Raw genomic sequence first — 17,563 nt, forward strand, 5'->3', positions numbered from 1 at the left:
GAACCTTGCCTGATCGGTCGGGTCATGGTTAGCTGGCTAATAATTAGTTCTGTTCATTGAGTTGCTTATGCCCCTGACCGATAACCAACACCGCTTCGGTATGCAGCTGGCCCAGATGTCCCGGGGTTGGCGCGCCGAACTGGATCGCCGCCTGGCCGGGCTCAACCTGTCGCAAGCCCGTTGGCTGGTGCTGCTGCACCTGGCCCGGTTCGACGAGGCGCCGACCCAGCGTGAATTGGCCCAGAGCGTGGGCGTCGAGGGACCGACCCTGACTCGCCTGATCGATACCTTGGTGGAGCAGGGGTTGGTGCTGCGCAAGGCAGACCCGAAAGACCGCCGAGCCAATCAGATTCTGCTGTGCCCGCCGGCCAAGCCGTTGATCGATCAGATCGAAACCATCGCCAATGCGCTGCGTCTCGAGTTGTTCACCGGTGTCGACGAGGCGGATCTGGAAGTGTGCATGCGGGTGCATGCGAAAATTCTCGATAATCTCGAAAAGTCCTGAGCCTTACCTAGATCGCGGGGCAAGCCCGCTCCCACAAGACTCTGCATGGCTTGTGGGAGCGAGCTTGCCCCGCGATCGTTTCTAGAAGGTATGCCCCAGGTTCAGGTACACCGCCTTCTCGTGCGCATCGTTGGCGCCATAGCTCAGGTTCAACGGCCCCAGTGGTGTCTCCAGTCCCAGGAAGATGCTGGCGGCATTGATGTAACCGCTGTCGAATTCGTTGTCGTTGTTCCACGCTCGCCCACGCTCCAGCGAACCGCCCAGGTACAACGGGAAGTCCAGCGGCAGGTAGGCCCGTGGGGTCAGGCGGCGGTAGTAGACCATGCGCAGCAGGCTCATGTTCTGTCCGGAGATCGAGTCTTGGCGGAACCCCGATAGCTGCCGGGCGCCGCCGAACACGAAGCTGGAGGTGACCACTTCGGCATCGTCCAGGGTGCGCCCGTAGCGCCCGCCCAGCACCAGAGTGTTCGGTCCGCTGCTGAAAGCCTTGTCCAGGTTGAACAGCCATTGCCGGTAGTTCTGGTCCGAGTCCAGCGACTTGTCGTACTTGCGCACGGTCAGGCCGATGTCTTCGCCGCTGTGCGGGAAGTAGACGTTATCGAAGGTGTCGAAGGAGTATTTGAGCTCGTAGAAGCCTTCGTTGAAGCTGACCTTGGGCAGGTCCTGGTCGCCGATGCGCACCTCTGCGTTGCCCCAGGCCTTGCCCACGCCCAGGCGTACCTCGCCGTAGGTGCCGATCTGCCTCCCGACATTGAGCCCGAAGCCGTAGCGTTCGAGGCGGTATTCGGCCACCGGGTCGTTATCCAGGGTGGCCTCGACATTCTGCGAACCCAGGGCCAGGTAGGGGGCGATGAAGTAGCGCGAGCCCACGTCCAGCGGCTGGTAGAACTCGCTGTACAGCTCCTGTTCGTCGCCGATCTGGGCCCGGGTCAGCCATTCGCCGCCGAGCCGGTTGATGCCGTTGACCCGGTAGCTGGCGCCGAGGTTGAAGGCGCTGTCGCCGCGCAGGTCGTCCGACAGGTTCAGGCCCAGGCGCAGGTAATCGGTACCGCCACGCCGGCCGCGGGCGTTGATCACCAGGGTATGTTCGTTGCCCTTGTGCGCGACGCGGTATTGCACCTGATCGAAGTAGTCCAGGCCGTAGAGGGTGCCCATGTCGGTCTGCAGGCGGCCTAGGTCCAGTGGTTCGCCGATGGGTTGGCGGATGTAGTAGCGGATCACGTCGTCGCTGACCTTGGAGTCGTTCTCCACCTTGATGGCGGTGATGATCGGCGTGCGCTGTTTCGGCGAACGCGCCACCGCCAGGTTGCTGTCGCCCTCGGGCTGGCGCAGCGCCGCCAGGCGCGGATCGAGGGCACGGGTGGCGCGGTAGCCGGCGTCGATCATGTCCTGGGCGCGGCCGAAGTCGGTGACGCCGAAGGCCGAGAGTGGCGGCTGGACGAGAATGTCTTCGCGGCGCAGGCTGGCCAGTTGCTCCTCGGAGTTGCGCCGGGTCATCAGGGTGATCGACTGGTTGAGCACATCCACTACCGTGGCCAGTTGCTTGCGGTTGCGCAGCGGGGTGCCGATGTCGACGACGATGGCCAGGTCCACGCCCATCTCGCGCACCACGTCTACCGGGATGTTGTCGGTCATGCCGCCATCCACCAGTAGGCGGCCGTCCAGTTCCACCGGGGCGAACACCGCCGGGATCGACATGCTGGCGCGGATCACCTGGGGCAGGTGGCCGCGGCGGAAGATCACCTTCTCGCCGCTGGTGATGTCGGTGGCCACGGCGCGGAAGGGAATCGGCAGCTTGTCGAAGTCGCGAATGTCGGCTGTGTGGGCCAGCTTGCTTTCCAGCAGTAGGGCGAGGTTCTGGCCCTGGATCACCCCCAGCGGCAGCCCCAGGCTGCCGTCGTCGCGAAAGCTCAGCTTCTGTTTGACCAGGAAGTCGCGATCGTCCTGCTTGCGTCGGAACGGCACGTCCTTGCGCGGTGGGGCGTCGGACAATGCCTGTTGCCAGTCCAGGGTGGTGGCCAGTTTTTCCAGTTCGGCGATGCTATAGCCCGAGGCGTACAGCCCGCCGACCACCGCGCCCATGCTGGTGCCGGCGATGGCGTCGATGCGCACGCCCTGTTCTTCCAGGGCCTTGAGTACGCCGATATGGGCCAGGCCGCGGGCGGCACCGCCCGACAGCACCAGGCCGATTTTCGGCCGCGCCGTTTCGGCGGCATGCAAGGTGATGGAAGTGAGCATCAGCAGGAGGCAGAACAGCAGGCGGCGCATCGTGAGTCTCAAACCAGAGGGTAAAGACCGCTAGTATAAGCGGCCCTTCCTACGGAGTTCCCCGGCATGGCAGACAGCAAGCCACAAATTGTCATCACTTATTGCACCCAGTGCCAATGGCTGCTGCGCGCTGCCTGGCTGGCGCAGGAGTTGCTCAGCACCTTCGCTGACGACCTCGGTCAGGTCGCCCTGGAACCTGGCACCGGCGGGGTGTTTCGCATCACCTGCGACGGCGTGCAGATCTGGGAACGCAAGGCCGACGGTGGCTTCCCCGAGGCCAAGGCGCTCAAGCAGCGGGTACGTGACCAGATCGATCCGCAGCGCGACCTGGGTCACAACGATCGCTGATCAGGCGCTTTCGGCCACGCTCTGCCGGGTGGGTTGCTCGGCGGCCAGGCGGCTGGACAGCACGATGGCGAAGATGATCAGCGCACCACCGGCGAGCATGCGCAGGGTCGGCTGTTCGGCGAACACCACCCAGGCCACGGCGATGCCATACACCGGTTCCATGCCGAACACCACCGCGGCGGTGCGCGCCTTGATCACCGCCAGGCTGGCGACGAACAGGCTGTGGGCGACGCCGGTACAGAAGATGCCGAGCAGGGCGATCCACAGCCAGTCCATGGGCGCCACGGCAGCCAGGCCCGGCGCGGCGAACGGCAGCAGGCACAGGCTCACCACCAGATTCTGCCACAGCGCCGCCTGCACGGCGGGCAGGCGCCCGGAGCCGGCGCGGTTGGTCAGCGACAGCAGCGAGAACAGCAGGCCCGAGAGCAACGCCCAGAGCAGCCCGCCGGTGGCCTCGCTGGCCAGGTCGAAGGCGGGGGTGACCAGCACCAGGCCGATGCTCACCAGTAGCACCAGGACAACCTCGTTGCGACGGATGCGTTCGCGGAACAGCAGGCCTTCGAGAATCACTGTAAAGGCGGGGAAGCTGGCGAAGCCTAGGGTAGCGATGGCCACCCCGCCGACCTTGACCGCGATGAAGAAGCTCACCCAGTGCCCGGCCAGCAGCACTCCCCCCAGCAGCAGGCGGCGCAGGTCCTGGCTGCGCAGCGGTTGCCAGGCCTGGCGCGCCAGGCTGGCAAACAGGCCCAGGGCCAGGACCGCGAACGCGGCGCGACCGAAGACGATGATCGAGGGGCTGGCGCTGGCGGCTAGTTTGCCGAAGACGCCGGTCAGGCCGAAGAACAGCGCGCCGATATGCAGGGCGCCGAGGGCGGTGCGGTGGTTCATGGTGGTCCCTAGAGTGTGAGGTTTGCTGTACCGGCCCCTTGCCGGCAAGCTGGCTCCCACAGAGGTGCGCGCGATCCTGTGGGAGCCGGCTTGCCGGCGAAGGGCCGTTACAAGTGCGGTAGATAGTGGCAGCAGTGTAAAAAAAACTGCTGGCGCTTTCTGTCGCCCAACTAGCGTTCCTTGTCGCCAGGCTCGCGCCGCAACGCCAACGGCGTACAGCCGAACGTCCGCAGCACCGCCGCGCTGAACGCGCTCTGCGAGCCATACCCCACGCGCATGGCGATCTCGCCCACCGGCAACAACGTCTCACGCAACAGTTGGCGCGCCATCGTCAGCCGCCGTTGGCGGATATAGTCCATCGGCGTCATGCCGCACTCGCTGGCAAACCGCGCATGCAGGCGCGCACTGGACAAGCCGGCCAGCCGCGCCAGGTCGGCGACCTGCAGCGGGTAGGCGGCGTGCTGCTCGATATGGCGGTCAAAGGTGGCATAGGGCAACCGCCGGCTGGTCAGCGCCGAGGCGCAGGCCTGTGGATTGAGGCTGGCCAACAGCAACACCGCGCCCTGGCGGGCAATCAGCGGGTCGTTAACGGGGCTGGTCGCCAGCCAGTCCACCAGTTGCTGCTGGCGGCTGTCCAGGCTCAGCGGGCCGGGGCGGTCGAGCAGGCGACGGCTGTCGTCGGCGTGCTCGCCCAGGTGGTCGCCGAGCCAATGTCCGCCCGGCACGTCCAGTACCAGGCAATCGCTACCCTCGGGGCTCCCGCAAGTGTGGTGGGCACCGGCGGGTACCACCATCAGGTCCTGGCGACCGACCCGGCCACCACGGCCATCCACCTCGAACTCCAGGCGCCCGCCCAGGCCGAACACCAGTTGCGGGTGGTCGTGGCTGTGGGCGATCAGGTCGTGGCGGTAGTGGCGCAGCGACAGCAAGGGGCTGGCGGTCATGGTGAGTCCTCGCGGGGCAGGCGCAGAGTGTACACCTCACAGTGGGCGCAGGATGGTCACGTGTCTGCCACCAATCCGTCACCTGCGCCTGCCAGTCTCCAGCAAACAGCGCCGGAGCCTGCCTATGAGCCACGCCGAACCCATCCGCCCAGCACGCAAACAGCGTGTCCGTACCCTATGGATCTCCGATGTACACCTGGGCACCCGCGACTGCCAGGCCGAACACCTCGCGCATTTCCTCAAGGGCTACCAGGCCGAGCGCATCTACCTGGTCGGCGATATCATCGATGGCTGGAAACTGCGCAGCGGCATCTATTGGCCCCAGGCCCACACCAATGTCATTCGCCGCCTGTTGACCCTGAGCAAGCGTGGCACCGAGGTGATCTACGTCACCGGCAACCATGACGAGTTCCTGCGGCGTTACTCGAAACTGATACTGGGCAACATCCAGTTGGTGGACGAGGCCGAACACCTCACCGTCGATGGCCGGCGTTTGCTGGTGATCCACGGCGATCAGTTCGACGTGATCACCCGCTACCACCGCTGGCTGGCCTTTCTTGGCGATCGGGCCTACGAGTTCACCCTGGTGCTCAACCGTTGGCTCAACCACTGGCGCGCCCGTTATGGCTATGGCTACTGGTCGCTGTCGGCGTACCTCAAGCACAAGGTCAAGGGCGCGGTGAACTTCATCAGCGACTTCGAGGATGCCATCGCCCACGAATGCACCCGGCGGGGCTTCCAGGGCGTGGTGTGCGGGCATATCCACCATGCCGAGATCCGCAAGGTGGGCGAGGTGGAGTACCTCAACTGCGGTGACTGGGTGGAGTCATGCACGGCGCTGATCGAACACTGGGACGGGCGGATCGAGTTGTATCGGTTCGCCGAGGCGCAGGCCCGCGAGGCGGCGTTGCGCTTGGCGGAGTTGGGCGAGCCGGCCTAGGCCCATCGGCGCTGCATGGCACAGGCCGCGCCTGTGATCGCGAACCGGTAGTGCGGTCAGGCGGTGGCTTGCAGGGCCGCCTTGTAGATCGACTGCCTGGGTTGGGCAAACAAACGCTCGAGCATTGGCTCGAAGAACGCAAGCGGCAGGCTTTCATAGTCCGGATCGAACGCCGCCGCGTCGTAGCGGGCGCAGAACTCGAGGGTCCGCTGGTAATGCGGATGATCGCGGAATTGCTCGCGCAGGTGGCGATCCATGCCCAGGTGGTGGAAGAAGTAGTAGCTCTGGAAGATCCCGTGTTTCTCGATCATCCACAGGTTCTCGTCGCTGACGAACGGCTTGAGGATCGCCGCGGCGATATCCGGGTGGTTGTAGCTGCCCAGGGTGTCGCCGATGTCATGCAGCAGGGCGCAGACCACGTACTCTTCATCGCGGCCGTCGCGGTGGGCGCGGCTGGCGGTCTGCAACGAATGGCTCAGGCGGTCGATGGGGAAGCCGCCGAAGTCGCCGTCGAGCAGGCGCAGGTGGGCGAGGATGCGTTGGGGCAACTGCTGGGCGTAGGCACGAAAGTCGTCGGCGATGATCGCCCAGTCCTCGGCGGTGCCGTCGCGCATGTGGTTGAAGTTGGCTTGCTTGCTCATCATCGCGCGCCGCTCGTGTCGGGGAACATACGGCAGTGTTGGCCAGGATCCCGGCTTTGGCAGTGGCCGGCTGGGACGCGAACCTGGCCTTGCGGGCCGATTCAGAGACTCAGGCGGCCCAGCAGAATGTCGCGGAACATGGCGAAGTCGCCGACCAAGCTGTACCAGGGGTGGCTGAAGGTGGCGGGGCGGTTCTTCTCGAAGAAGAAATGCCCGGCCCAGGCGAAGCCATAGCCGGCCAGCGGCACGGCCAGCAGCAACAGCCACTTGCCGCTGCCGATGCTGTAGGCGAGCAGGGCGATCACCAGGCTGGTGCCGACGAAGTGCAAGCGACGGCAGGTGGGGTTGCTGTGCTCCCCCAGGTAATAGGGGTAGAACTCGGCAAAACTGCGGAACTGCGCTGTGCGGGTCATGGCGGGCTTCCGGATCTGCGGGGCTTGCTGACAGGATACACGGCGTGGAGCCTGAATCGAGTCTAGAGTCACTGGGTGCCATGGCCAGTGACAATAGGCGCCAATTGAGTATCCTTTCGGTTCACCGCAGGAGCGGTCAGCACAAGAGCCTGTCATGAGTGAGAGAACCACGTCAGCCAGCTGGGCATCAGGGATCGTCAAGGCACTTGAGCTGGAAGGGCTCGATTGTCCAGCCATGTTCAAGCAGCTCGGGCTCGACTTCGCCGCCCTCGACGACCCCGACGCGCGATTCACCCAGGATTCGATGACCCGGCTGTGGCAGCTGGCGGTCGAGCTGTCGGGCAACGAGGCGATTGGCCTGAACATGGCTCGGGTAGTACGCCCGGCCTCGTTCCATGTGGTGGGCTACGCACTGATGTCCAGCCGCACCCTGGCCGAGGGCTTCGAGCGCCTGGTGCGTTATCAGCGCATCATCGCCGAGAGCTCGGACCTGAGCTTTCGCCTCGAACCTGACGGCTATGCCCTGGTGCTGACCGTGCATGGCGATCACCTGCCGCCGACACGGCACAGCGCCGAAGCCTCGCTGGCCTGCGCCCTGGCGTTGTGCAGCTGGCTCAGCGGGCGACCGATCCAGCCGCGGCGGGTGCTGATCCAAGGCGACCTGCCGAAGAATGTCGAGCCGTACAAGGTCGCTTTCCACGCGCCGCTGCAATTTGGCGCAGCCCATGATGCGCTGGTGTTCGCACACGCCGACATGGAGGCGCCGTTACCCACCGCCAACGAGGCGATGGCGGTGCTGCACGACCGTTTCGCCGGTGAGTACCTGGCGCGTTTCTCGGAAAGCCGCGTGACCCACCGCGTGCGCCAGGTGCTGTGCCGTATCCTGCCCCAGGGCGAGCCCAAGCGCGAAACCGTGGCCCAGGCCCTGCACCTTTCGCAGCGCACCTTGCAGCGGCGCCTGCAGGACGAGGGCACCAGCTTCCAGACCCTGCTCGACGACACCCGCCGCGAACTGGCCGAGCAGTACCTGGCGCAGCCTGGCACCACGTTGCTGGAAACCGCCTACCTGCTGGGTTTCGCTGATCCGAGCAACTTCTACCGGGCGTTCCGCCGCTGGTTCGACAGCACGCCGAGCGAGTACCGCACGCGCCTAGCGGTCAGTGACGCCAGAACGCCGGCATGCACAACACCAGCACCGTGATGATCTCCAGGCGGCCCAGGAGCATGCCGCCGGCAAGGATCCATTTGGCGGCATCCGGCAGCGTCGCGTAGTTGCCGGCCGGGCCGATCACTTCGCCCAGCCCCGGGCCGACGCCCGAGACCGTCCCGGCGGCACCGGTGAGCGCGGTCATCCAGTCCACGCCCAGCAGCGACAGCAGCAGGGCTATGATGCAGATGGTGATGGCGAAGAAGAACGAGAAGGTCAGGATCGAGCGCACGATCTCTTCGTCGAGGCGGTGGCCGTTGTATTTCTGCTTGATCACCGCGCGCGGGTGGATCAGCTGGTTGAGGTTGGCCTTGAGCAGGATGTAGGCGACCTGGAAGCGGAAGATCTTGATACCGCCGGCCGTCGAGCCGGAGCAGCCGCCGACGAAGCCCAGGTAGAAGAACAGCATCAGCGAGAAGTTGCCCCACAGGCTGTAGTCGCCCAGGGCAAAGCCGGTGGTGGTGACCACCGAGGTGACGTTCAGCGCCACGTGGCGCAGGGCATCGAGCCAGTGCAGCTCGGTGGTGGCCCAGTACCAGGTGCCTAGCACCAGCCAGGTGGCCACCAGCATGGCCAGCAGACCCTGCACCTGCTGGTCCTTGATCAGCGCCCGGCGGTGGCCGCGCAGGGTGGCCACGTACAGGGTGAATGGCACGCTGCCCATGATCATCACCACCACCGCGACCCAATGCACCGCAGGGATGTCCCATTTGGCCAGGGACTGGTCGGAGGTCGAGAACCCGCCGGTGGAGATCGCCGACATGGCGTGGTTGACCGCATCGAACAAGCCCATCCCCGCCCACCAGAAGGCCAGGCTGCCAAGCACGGTGATACCGACATACACCGCCACGATCGACTTGGCGACCATGTGCGAGCGCGGCATGACCTTCTCCGAACGGTCGGAGGACTCGGTCTGGAACAGGCGCATGCCACCGATGCGCAGCAACGGCAGGATCGCCACCGCCATGCCGATGAAACCGATGCCGCCCAGCCAGTGCAGCATCGAGCGCCACATCAGGATGCCCGGAGACATGTTGTCCAGGCCGCTGAGCACGGTGGCGCCGGTGGCGGTGATGCCGGACATGCTCTCGAAGAAGGCGTCTGTGTAGCTGATGTGCTGGGTCAGCAGAAAGGGCAGGGCGGCAAACACGCAGACCACCAGCCAACTGCTGACGGTCAGCAGGTACATGTCGCGGGGGCGCAGGTGTACGTGCTCGGGGCGGCCGGGGATGACCAGGCCCAGCCCTGCGAGGAAGGTGATCAGGCTTGACCAGAGGAACGACGGCATGTCGCCGGTGCGCTCGAAGATCACCAGGGTCGCCATGGGCACCACCATGCTCACCGCCAGGGTGATCAGGAAGATGCCGATGATGAAACCAATGATCCTTAAGGTCGGCAACGCCATGTGATCTGCTCTGACTCGCTACGGAAAGGGCGCCATTCTACCTGCGGGTCGGGGGATGTAAACGCACGATTGTGCGCGCTTACACGACGGCGGCCCGATAGTGCAGAATGGCCGCACTTTCAATCTGCCAGGAGGGTAGCCCATGGAGGCTCTCGACGCATTGCTCAACCGTGTTTCCGTGCCACGCCTGACCGACCCGGCGCCCAATGCCGCCCAGCGCGAGGCGCTGTTCCAGGCTGCGTTGCGTGCGCCGGATCATGGTCAGCTGCGCCCCTGGCGCTTCCTGACCATCGAAGGGCAGGGCCGGGAAAAGCTCGGCGAGCTGTTCGCCGAAGCCGTGCAAGCCAAGGGCGAAGCTACCCAGGCGGCACTGGACAAGGCCCGGGCGATGCCGCTGCGCGCGCCGTTGCTGATCGTGGTGATCGCCCGGCTGCAGGATCATTTCAAGGTGCCGAAGATCGAGCAGCGCCTGGCTGCCGGATGCGCTGCACATGGCATTCTTATCGCCGCCCATGCCCAGGGCATCGGCGCGGTGTGGCGTACCGGCGACATGGCCTTCGATGCCAATGTACACAAGGGACTGGGGCTTGCCGAGAACGAAGAGCTGATCGGTTACCTGTATGTCGGCACGCCAATGGCCGAGCCACGCACCGCGCCGATCCTGGAAACTGCCGAGTACGTCAGCGCCTGGGGCGAGTGATTGAGTGGGGCCGCTGCGCAGCGGCCCCTGTATCACTCAGCCAGCGCTAATTTCGCTGGGCAGCTCCAGCGTAGCCACGAACCCACCCTGTGGATGGTTCGCAAGCTTCAGGCTGCCACCATGGCGCTCCGCCGCCTTGCGTGCAATCGCCAGCCCCAGCCCATGTCCCGGCGCCTCCTGCCCCGGTGCCCGGAAGAATGGCTCCCCCAATTGCTCCAGATGTTCCGTCGCCACTCCCGGCCCATGGTCGCGCACGCTCAGCACGATGCGGTCCTGTTCGCGGCCGGCGCGCAGCTCGATCGGCTGCCCGGCCGGATTGAAGCGCAGCGCATTGCGCAGCAGGTTGTCCACCGCCCGTTCGATCAGCATGGGCCAGCCATGCAGGGTCAGGCCCGGCTGCATTTCCAGGCGTACTTCCTGGTCTGGCGCTGACAGCTGGGCGTCCTTGCGCACGCCGCCCAGCAAGGCATTGAGGTCCACCGGCTCGGCATGCGCCTGCTCGGCATCGACCCGCGCCAGCACCAGGATCTCGCTGATCAGGTCTTCCAGACGATCGCATTCGCGGGTCAGGCGCGGCCACAGCGCCTGACGCTGTTCGGGTTCGGCGCGCTCGGCCAGCGCCAGGGCGATACGCAGCCGCGCCAGGGGCGAGCGCAGTTCGTGGGACACGTCGCGCAGTAGTTGGCGCTGGCTGCCGATCAGGCTCTGCAGGCGTGCGCCCATCTTGTTGAAGTCGTTGGCCAGCACGCCGAACTCGTCGCGGCGCACGGCCAGTCGCGCCAGGCTGTTCTGCTGGTAGCTGGTCTGCCCCAGGTCATGCACGGCGCCGCGCAGGCGGCTGAGCGGGCGGGTGATCGATAGGGTCACCAGCAGGCTGAACAGGGTCAGTACCACCAGTGCTATGCCCAAGGCGCTGAGCGGCCAGATCAGGCTTTCGCGGTGCCAGGCGGCCAGCTCCGGGTGGGGAATACGGTAGATCAGCAGGTAGGTCTCACCGCTGCCGGGGCTGGTGTATTCCTCGGTCAGGCGGCGCCACGGCAGGCGACGTTCGTCGTTGTGCTGGCGCGCCTCGAAGGCCGCTGCGCGGCGCGGGAAGGTGCCGGGGACCACGGCATCGCCGCTGTCGTCGAGCACTTGTACGTCGATCTTGTAGCGCTGCTTGCGCCGTTCCAGGAAGCGTTGCGACGACTCCAGGCCTTCCTGTTCATAGTGCTGGGCCCAGTGGCTGGCCAGGTTGTTCAGGCCAGGGTGGCGACTGAGGATCCAGGTGTCCTGGTTGAGCATATGCCCGAGCAGGATCGACAGCCCGGCGACCAGGGCGATGGCCAGCCAGAAACTGGCCAGGATGCGCCAGAACAGTGAACGCAAGACAAGCACCTCCAGGAAATGACGAAAGCCCGGCCCGCAGGGAAGCGGGCCGGGCATCGGGCGGTCAGCTTACTGGGCCTTGCCGGTTTTTTCAGCTTTCCAGGCTTGGAACTCCTGCCACTCGGCCTTGCGCGCGGCGCGTTCCTTCTGCAAATCGTCGAATTTCTTCTGCTGCTCGGGCTTGAGCAGCGCGCGAACCTGACTGTCGGTCTTGTCGTGGCTGGCCTTGAGTTCGTCCTTCATGGCTTTCTGCTCGGTGGCCGGCAGCTTGGCGATGTAGCGCTCGGTGATGTCGCGGCGCTGCTTCATCTGCTCACCCATCAGCTTGCCGATCTGCTGGCGCTGGTCGCGGCTCAGGTCCAACTGGGCGAAGGGGGCGTCACCGCGATGATGCGGGCCGTCGTGGCGTGGGCCGCCTTCGGGCATGGCCATGGCCACGGTCGGCAGGGTGGCGGCGAACATCAGGGCGATAAGGGTTTTGCGCATGGTGTCTCTCCTTTCAGGGGCCGGTGTTTACCGGATGAGCCCAGTCTAGGGAGGTCAAGGTCAAGGGCGGTCAGGCGAGGGTAAAGGCTGGGTAAAGATGACAGGGCCGCGGCGCGGCCCCGCGTTTTCTACAGGCTGTAGTAGTAGCCGCGGCTGCGCAGGGCAACGATGCGCGGGCGGCCATCCGGGTGCGGGCCGATCTTCCTGCGCAGGTTGCTGACATGCATATCCAGGCTGCGGTCGTAGAGCGTGAGCTTGCGGCCCAGGCCGATCTGCGCCAGTTCCTGCTTGTCCAGCGGTTCGCCGGGTTGGCGCAGCAAGGCTTCGAGGATCCGGCTTTCGGACAGCGTGAGGGTCATCTCGCGCTGATCGATGCTGACCACGCCGCGCACCGGGCTGAAGATCAGGTCGCCGATCTCCACCTGGCTGCTGGGCGCGCTGGGGTGGCTGCGGCGCAGCACCGCGCGCAGACGGGCGGTGAGCTCGCGGGGGTCGCAGGGTTTGGCCAGGTAGTCGTCGGCACCCAGCTCAAGACCGAGAATGCGGTCCAGTGGCTCGCCACGGGCCGAGAGCATCAGCACCGGCAGGTCAGTGTGCTCGCTGCGCAGCTGTTTGAGCAGTTCCAGGCCGCTGCCATCGGGCAGCATGACATCCAGCACCACCGCCGCCGGGGCGTGGGTGGCCAAGGCCTGGCGCGCACTTTGGCCATCGTGGCAGGCGCGCACCGCAAACCCTTCCTGGGTCAGCCAGCTGCCGAGCAGCTCGCACAGTTCCTGGTCATCATCAATCAGTAACAGCTCGCTCATTTCTCACTCAATTCAACCATTGCCGGCGTCTTCTGTGTCCGCCGCTGGCTAAGATACCGCAGACTACCGACAACAGTGCAACGGCCGAGCCGATCAGGAACCATTGCTGCTGGTCGGTCAGCAGGCGTTGCGGGGTGCTGGCACCGGCCTGCAGTTCCTTGATCGTCAGCTTCAGGCGTTGGTTGTCCTGGCGCAGGCGGGTCAACTGGGCGCTTTCGCGCTCGCTGTCCTGATTCTGCAGTTGCTGGGTCAGCGCCGTGCGCTGCTTCTCGCTCTCTTCCAGGCGCTGCTGCAAGTCGGTGATCCGCGCCCCGGCTTCCAGCGACAGCGGCTGTTCGGCCGCGGCGAAAGGGGACAGCAGCAACAGGCAAAGCAGCAGGGACATCGGACCTTGACGCATTGGAACTCCTGATTCGTATCGATTCAGGAGGTTGTCGGCCAGTCGTCGGAATTTATGAGCGGGGCAGGGGGCACATCGCGGGGCAATTCCGCTCCCGCAAGAAAAACCTGCGGGAGCCTTGGGTTTACGGCAGGACTTGTTTGAACGGCTTGACCACGACCTGGTCGTACACGCCCGCGGCGATGTACGGATCGGCGTCGGCCCAGGCCTGGGCGGCGCTCAGCGAGTCGAACTCGGCGACGATCAGGCTGCCGCTGAAGCCGGCGGCGCCCGGGTCGTTGCTGTCGATGGCCGGGTGCGGGCCGGCGAGCACCACACGGCCTTCGGCCTTGAGCTGCTGCAGGCGTTCGATATGCGCGGGGCGTGCGGCCAGGCGGTTTTCCAGGGAGTTTTCGACGTCGCTGGCGATGATGGCGTAGAGCATGTCAGTCCTTGGGTTTGGAGGTGGAGGGGTCGGCATCGTGCAGGTGGCGCGACAGGTAGACACCCTGGGCCACCAGGAACAGCACGGTCATGCCCAGGCTGCCGAATACCTTGAAGTCGACCCAGATGTCCTGGAAGGTGAAGGCGACGAACAGGTTGGCGGCGCCGCATACGAGGAAGAAGGCGATCCACGCCAGGTTCAGGCGGTTCCACACTGTTTCTGGAAGTGTCAGGGCATGGCCCATGATGCGTTTGATCAGCACCCGGTCACCGATGAAGTGGCTGCCGGCGAACGCCAGGGCGAACAGCCAGTTGACCACGGGCGCCTTCCACTTGAGGAAGGTCTCGCTGTGGAAGGCCAGGGTCAGGCCACCGAACACCAGGCAGGCGACCAGGGTCAGCAACTGGCCTTTCTCCAGCTTGCCATGGCGCAGGAACAGCGCGCCGTAGACCACCACGGAGCTGGCGATCAGCATGGCGGTGGCGCTGTAGATCCCGCCGAACTCGAAGCCGTGGCCGGCGAATTCGACCGGGCGCGGGTCAAGCTTGTAGACGATGAAGAACAGCAGCAGCGGGATGAAATCGATGAATTGTTTCACAGTGGCAGCCAGAAGCGGGATGTGACGGCATAATAACAAACATCGATTCCAGCGAAAGCGCTCCTCCATGAATGTTGATCTGCACTGTCACAGCACGGCCTCCGATGGCGCCCTGTCGCCCACGGCACTGGTCGCCCGGGCCCATGAGCACGGGGTGCGCACACTTTCGCTCACCGACCATGACACCCTTGAAGGCCTGCCGGAGGCGCGCCAGGCGTGCCTGGACAACGGCATGCAGTGGATCAGCGGCGTGGAGCTTTCATGCACCTGGGGCGGCGCCACCATTCATGTGCTGGGCTACGACTTCCCCCTTGATGCGCCGCCGTTGCTAGATGCCATCGCCAGCCTGCACCGTGGTCGCTGGCTACGCGCCGAGGAAATCGACCGCAAGCTGGCGGCCAAGGGCATGCCCGGCGCGCTGGACGGCGCGCGGGCCGTGCAGCAGGAACTGGGCGACAGCGGCAACGCCCCGGCGCGCCCGCATTTCGCCGAGTTCATGGTCCGCGCCGGCTTCGTCAAGGACCGCGGTGAGGCGTTCCGCAAGTGGCTGGGCGCCGGCAAGCTGGGTGACGTCAAGCTGCACTGGCCGACGCTTGAGGAAACTGTCGCGACGCTGCGTGAGTCCAATGCGTGGGTGAGCCTGGCCCATCCCATGCACTACGAACTGACCCGCAGCAAGCGCAGACGGCTGATTGCCGACTATATTCAGGCTGGAGGGCAGGCACTGGAAGTGGTCAACGGGATGATGCCGCCCGAGCAGGTGGGGACGATGTCGATCCTCACCCGCGAGTTCGGCCTGCTGGCAAGCGCCGGCAGCGACTTCCACGGCCCTGGCACCTGGGGCGAGATCGGTGCCTATCGGCCATTGCCTGAGGACCTGCCACCCCTGTGGCGCCGATTCCGACATGAACAGCCTATGGCGGTATGAACAGGACGACTTCGTGAGCCAATTTTTCCAGATTCATGCGGAGAACCCGCAGGCGCGCCTGATCAAGCAGGCCGTCGAGATCATCCGCAAGGGTGGGGTGGTGGTCTATCCGACCGACTCGGCCTATGCCATGGGCTGCCAGATCGGTGACAAAGGTGCCATCGAGCGCGTACGCCGCCTGCGCCAGCTGGACAAGCACCACAACTTCACCCTGCTGTGCTGCGACCTGTCCGAGATGGGCACCTTCGCCAAGATCGACACGGCGACGTTCCGCCTGCTCAAGGCCCACATTCCGGGCCCGTACACCTTCATCCTCAACGCTACCCGCGAGGTGCCGCGCCTGCTGATGCACGACAAGCGCCGCACCATTGGCCTGCGCGTGCCGTCCAACCCCATCGTCCTGGCCTTGCTCGAAGAGCTTGGCGAACCGCTGATGAGCGTCAGCCTCATCCTGCCGGGCGACGACGAGCCGATGACCGACCCCTACGAGATCCGCCAGCGCCTGGAGCACCATGTCGATCTGATCATCGACGGCGGTTTCGGCGACCTGAAGGCCTCGACCGTGATCGACCTGTCCGGTGACGAGCCCGAGCTTATCCGTGAAGGCTGCGGGGATCCGACACCGTTCCTGGTCAACGCGTGAGCCAGGTACAAGCCCCCGAGGCGCCGGCCACAGAGGCGCAGACGCCGTTCCAGCTGCAACTGGCCCTGGTCTACGGCGAAGCCCTGACCGAGATGCCGGTCGACCTGTACATCCCGCCGGATGCCCTGGAAGTCTTCCTCGAAGCCTTCGAAGGCCCGCTGGACCTGTTGCTGTACCTGATCCGCAAGCAGAACGTGGACATTCTCGACATCCCCGTGGCCGAGATCACTCGCCAGTACATGAGCTATGTCGAGCTGATGAAGAGCGTGCGCCTGGAGCTGGCGGCCGAGTACCTGGTGATGGCCGCCATGCTCGCCGAGATCAAGTCGCGCATGCTGCTGCCGCGTTCCGGCGAGGTCGAGGAGGAGGAGGGCGACCCGCGCGCCGAACTGATTCGCCGGCTGCAGGAGTACGAGCGGTTCAAGGCCGCCGCCGAAGGTATCGACGAGTTGCCCAGGGTCGGGCGCGAAATCGTCGTGCCGCGCCTGGAGGCTCCGCAGGCCAAGGTGCGCAAGTTGTTGCCGGAGGTGGCGCTGGAAGAGATCCTGCTGTCCATGGCCGAGGTCATGCGCCGCAACGACCTGTTCGAGAGCCACCAGATCACCCGCGAGGTGCTGTCGACCCGCGAACGCATGAGCGAAGTGCTCGACCGCCTCAAGGGCGGCGCCTTCGTGCCCTTCGTCGAACTGTTCACCCGCGAGGAGGGCAAGCTTGGCGTGGTGGTGACCTTCATGGCGATTCTCGAGCTGGTGAAGGAATCCTTGATCGAACTGGTGCAGAATGAGCCCTTCGCCCCGATCCACGTCCGTGCCCGGGCAGAGTGACCTGACGACTACCGATGAACCTGAACGAACCCCGCGAACTGGCGTCGCTGATCGAGGCCTTCCTGCTCGCCTCGGGCAAGCCGCAATCCCTCGAGCGTCTGTACGAGCTGTTCGAGGAGGCCGAGCGCCCGGCCCCCGCCGTTTTCAAGAAGGCCCTGGAGGTGCTGGGCAAGTCCTGCAACGGCCGCGCCTTCGAGCTCAAGGAAGTGGCCACCGGCTACCGCCTGCAGATCCGCGAAGACTATGCACCCTGGGTCGGCCGTCTGTGGGAGGAGCGCCCGCAGCGTTACTCCCGCGCGCTGCTGGAAACCATGGCGCTGATCGCCTACCGCCAGCCCATCACCCGTGGCGAGATCGAGGACGTGCGCGGCGTGGCGGTCAACAGCAACATCATCAAGACGCTCATGGAGCGCGAGTGGATCCGCATCGTCGGCTACCGCGAGGTGCCCGGGCGACCGGCGATGTTCGCCACCACCAAGGCATTCCTCGATCATTTCAACCTCAAGAGCCTCGATGAGCTGCCGGCGTTGGCCGAGCTGCGCGAGCTGGAGATGGAACCCGAGGTCGATCCCGACGAGGCGCCGGTGCCCGCTCACCTGCAAGCCCTGGCCGATGCCAGCCTGGGCGAGGAGGGCGAGGAAATCGAGCCGAAGGAGGAGACCAGCTTCCGCTCGCTGCTGGTGGAGCTGGATGCGATGGAAGAAGGGCTCAAGATCGATTTCGATGATTTACGCGATGAGGCTTCCATCGAGCCCGAGGACGAACCAAAGGCCTGACAGCGCAGCTCTGTGGACGCCGGCACCGTCAATATGTGCCTTTGGGCAGAA

General features: G+C 65.3%; 21 protein-coding genes. 9 read left to right on the top strand and 12 right to left on the bottom strand.

All coding sequences use genetic code 11. The features are described from left to right. Positions 1-67: 67 nt before the first annotated feature. A complete protein-coding gene (locus KSS90_RS07430; RefSeq protein ID WP_217868833.1) occupies positions 68-505 on the top strand; it encodes a MarR family transcriptional regulator in 438 nt (145 codons plus the stop codon). 81 nt (positions 506-586) lie between these two features. Here KSS90_RS07430 and KSS90_RS07435 read toward each other — a convergent pair whose 3' ends face one another. Then, on the bottom strand, positions 587-2,773 hold the full coding sequence (locus KSS90_RS07435; RefSeq protein ID WP_217868834.1) for a patatin-like phospholipase family protein: 2,187 nt from the start codon (positions 2,771-2,773) through the stop codon (positions 587-589). Positions 2,774-2,839: 66 nt separating this feature from the next. Here KSS90_RS07435 and KSS90_RS07440 point away from each other — a divergent pair, with 66 nt between their 5' ends. After that, on the top strand, positions 2,840-3,121 hold the full coding sequence (locus KSS90_RS07440; protein WP_023633166.1) for an Rdx family protein: 282 nt from the start codon (positions 2,840-2,842) through the stop codon (positions 3,119-3,121). Here KSS90_RS07440 and KSS90_RS07445 read toward each other — a convergent pair whose 3' ends face one another. Beyond that, on the bottom strand, positions 3,122-4,009 hold the full coding sequence (locus KSS90_RS07445) for a DMT family transporter (protein ID WP_217868835.1): 888 nt from the start codon (positions 4,007-4,009) through the stop codon (positions 3,122-3,124). A 170-nt stretch (positions 4,010-4,179) separates the two neighbouring features. Continuing rightward, positions 4,180-4,953 carry a helix-turn-helix transcriptional regulator gene (locus KSS90_RS07450; RefSeq protein ID WP_217868836.1) on the bottom strand — a complete coding sequence of 258 codons (774 nt, stop codon included), beginning with the start codon at positions 4,951-4,953 and terminating at the stop codon, positions 4,180-4,182. 124 nt (positions 4,954-5,077) lie between these two features. Between KSS90_RS07450 and KSS90_RS07455 the strand changes: the two genes are divergently transcribed. Beyond that, complete coding sequence (locus KSS90_RS07455; protein WP_217868837.1) at positions 5,078-5,893, top strand: UDP-2,3-diacylglucosamine diphosphatase; 816 nt, start codon at positions 5,078-5,080, stop codon at positions 5,891-5,893. Positions 5,894-5,949: 56 nt separating this feature from the next. Here the strand turns inward: KSS90_RS07455 and KSS90_RS07460 are convergent, their stop codons facing one another. Together KSS90_RS07460 and KSS90_RS07465 are read right to left on the bottom strand one after the other, a co-directional pair. After that, positions 5,950-6,534, bottom strand: a complete 585-nt coding sequence (locus KSS90_RS07460) for an HD domain-containing protein (RefSeq protein ID WP_217868838.1) — start codon at positions 6,532-6,534, stop codon at positions 5,950-5,952. Positions 6,535-6,635: 101 nt separating this feature from the next. Continuing rightward, complete coding sequence (locus KSS90_RS07465; protein ID WP_023631733.1) at positions 6,636-6,947, bottom strand: Mpo1-like protein; 312 nt, start codon at positions 6,945-6,947, stop codon at positions 6,636-6,638. A gap of 154 nt (positions 6,948-7,101) precedes the next feature. Here KSS90_RS07465 and KSS90_RS07470 point away from each other — a divergent pair, with 154 nt between their 5' ends. Beyond that, positions 7,102-8,148, top strand: coding sequence for an AraC family transcriptional regulator (locus KSS90_RS07470; RefSeq protein WP_217868839.1), 1,047 nt, complete (start codon positions 7,102-7,104; stop codon positions 8,146-8,148). Here KSS90_RS07470 and KSS90_RS07475 read toward each other — a convergent pair. Beyond that, entirely contained in the window at positions 8,105-9,559 is a 1,455-nt protein-coding gene (locus tag KSS90_RS07475; RefSeq protein WP_217868840.1) for a TrkH family potassium uptake protein, read from the bottom strand. The genes KSS90_RS07470 and KSS90_RS07475 overlap by 44 nt on opposite strands. Before the next feature lie 142 nt (positions 9,560-9,701). Between KSS90_RS07475 and KSS90_RS07480 the strand changes: the two genes are divergently transcribed. Then, entirely contained in the window at positions 9,702-10,259 is a 558-nt protein-coding gene (locus KSS90_RS07480; RefSeq protein ID WP_217868841.1) for an NAD(P)H nitroreductase, read from the top strand. A 36-nt stretch (positions 10,260-10,295) separates the two neighbouring features. On the opposite strand, the gene KSS90_RS07485 is transcribed toward KSS90_RS07480, so the two are convergent. The 6 genes from KSS90_RS07485 to KSS90_RS07510 form a co-directional block, all read right to left on the bottom strand. Further along, the gene (locus tag KSS90_RS07485; protein ID WP_217868843.1) at positions 10,296-11,684 is read right to left on the bottom strand and encodes a sensor histidine kinase; all 1,389 of its coding nucleotides are present in this window, start codon (positions 11,682-11,684) and stop codon (positions 10,296-10,298) included. Positions 11,685-11,696: 12 nt separating this feature from the next. Beyond that, positions 11,697-12,113, bottom strand: a complete 417-nt coding sequence (locus KSS90_RS07490; protein ID WP_217868845.1) for a Spy/CpxP family protein refolding chaperone — start codon at positions 12,111-12,113, stop codon at positions 11,697-11,699. Positions 12,114-12,241: 128 nt separating this feature from the next. Next, entirely contained in the window at positions 12,242-12,919 is a 678-nt protein-coding gene (locus KSS90_RS07495) for a response regulator transcription factor (RefSeq protein WP_217868846.1), read from the bottom strand. A 7-nt stretch (positions 12,920-12,926) separates the two neighbouring features. Next, positions 12,927-13,319, bottom strand: a complete 393-nt coding sequence (locus KSS90_RS07500; protein WP_217868848.1) for an SH3 domain-containing protein — start codon at positions 13,317-13,319, stop codon at positions 12,927-12,929. Positions 13,320-13,443: 124 nt separating this feature from the next. Further along, on the bottom strand, positions 13,444-13,743 hold the full coding sequence (locus KSS90_RS07505) for a YciI family protein (RefSeq protein ID WP_217868850.1): 300 nt from the start codon (positions 13,741-13,743) through the stop codon (positions 13,444-13,446). Between the two features lies 1 nt (position 13,744). After that, positions 13,745-14,341 (bottom strand): septation protein A, encoded by a 597-nt coding sequence (locus tag KSS90_RS07510; RefSeq protein WP_217868852.1) that lies wholly within the window; start codon positions 14,339-14,341, stop codon positions 13,745-13,747. 67 nt (positions 14,342-14,408) lie between these two features. On the opposite strand from KSS90_RS07510, the gene KSS90_RS07515 reads away from it, so the two are divergent. Genes KSS90_RS07515 through scpB form a run of 4 tightly spaced genes read left to right on the top strand, consistent with a single transcriptional unit; the run spans position 14,409 to position 17,512 of the window. Next, positions 14,409-15,269: a PHP domain-containing protein gene (locus tag KSS90_RS07515; protein ID WP_217868853.1), complete on the top strand. Its 861-nt coding sequence runs from the start codon at positions 14,409-14,411 to the stop codon at positions 15,267-15,269. A 13-nt stretch (positions 15,270-15,282) separates the two neighbouring features. Beyond that, a complete protein-coding gene (locus tag KSS90_RS07520) occupies positions 15,283-15,912 on the top strand; it encodes an L-threonylcarbamoyladenylate synthase (protein WP_217868854.1) in 630 nt (209 codons plus the stop codon). Continuing rightward, positions 15,909-16,736, top strand: coding sequence for a segregation and condensation protein A (locus KSS90_RS07525; protein WP_496198581.1), 828 nt, complete (start codon positions 15,909-15,911; stop codon positions 16,734-16,736). Before KSS90_RS07520 ends, KSS90_RS07525 begins: the two co-directional genes overlap by 4 nt. Positions 16,737-16,750: 14 nt before the next feature. Further along, positions 16,751-17,512 (top strand): SMC-Scp complex subunit ScpB, encoded by a 762-nt coding sequence (gene scpB / locus KSS90_RS07530; protein ID WP_217868855.1) that lies wholly within the window; start codon positions 16,751-16,753, stop codon positions 17,510-17,512. The last annotated feature ends 51 nt before the right edge of the window (positions 17,513-17,563 follow it).

It is taken from the genome of Pseudomonas maumuensis (genome assembly GCF_019139675.1).
Lineage (GTDB): Bacteria > Pseudomonadota > Gammaproteobacteria > Pseudomonadales > Pseudomonadaceae > Aquipseudomonas > Aquipseudomonas maumuensis.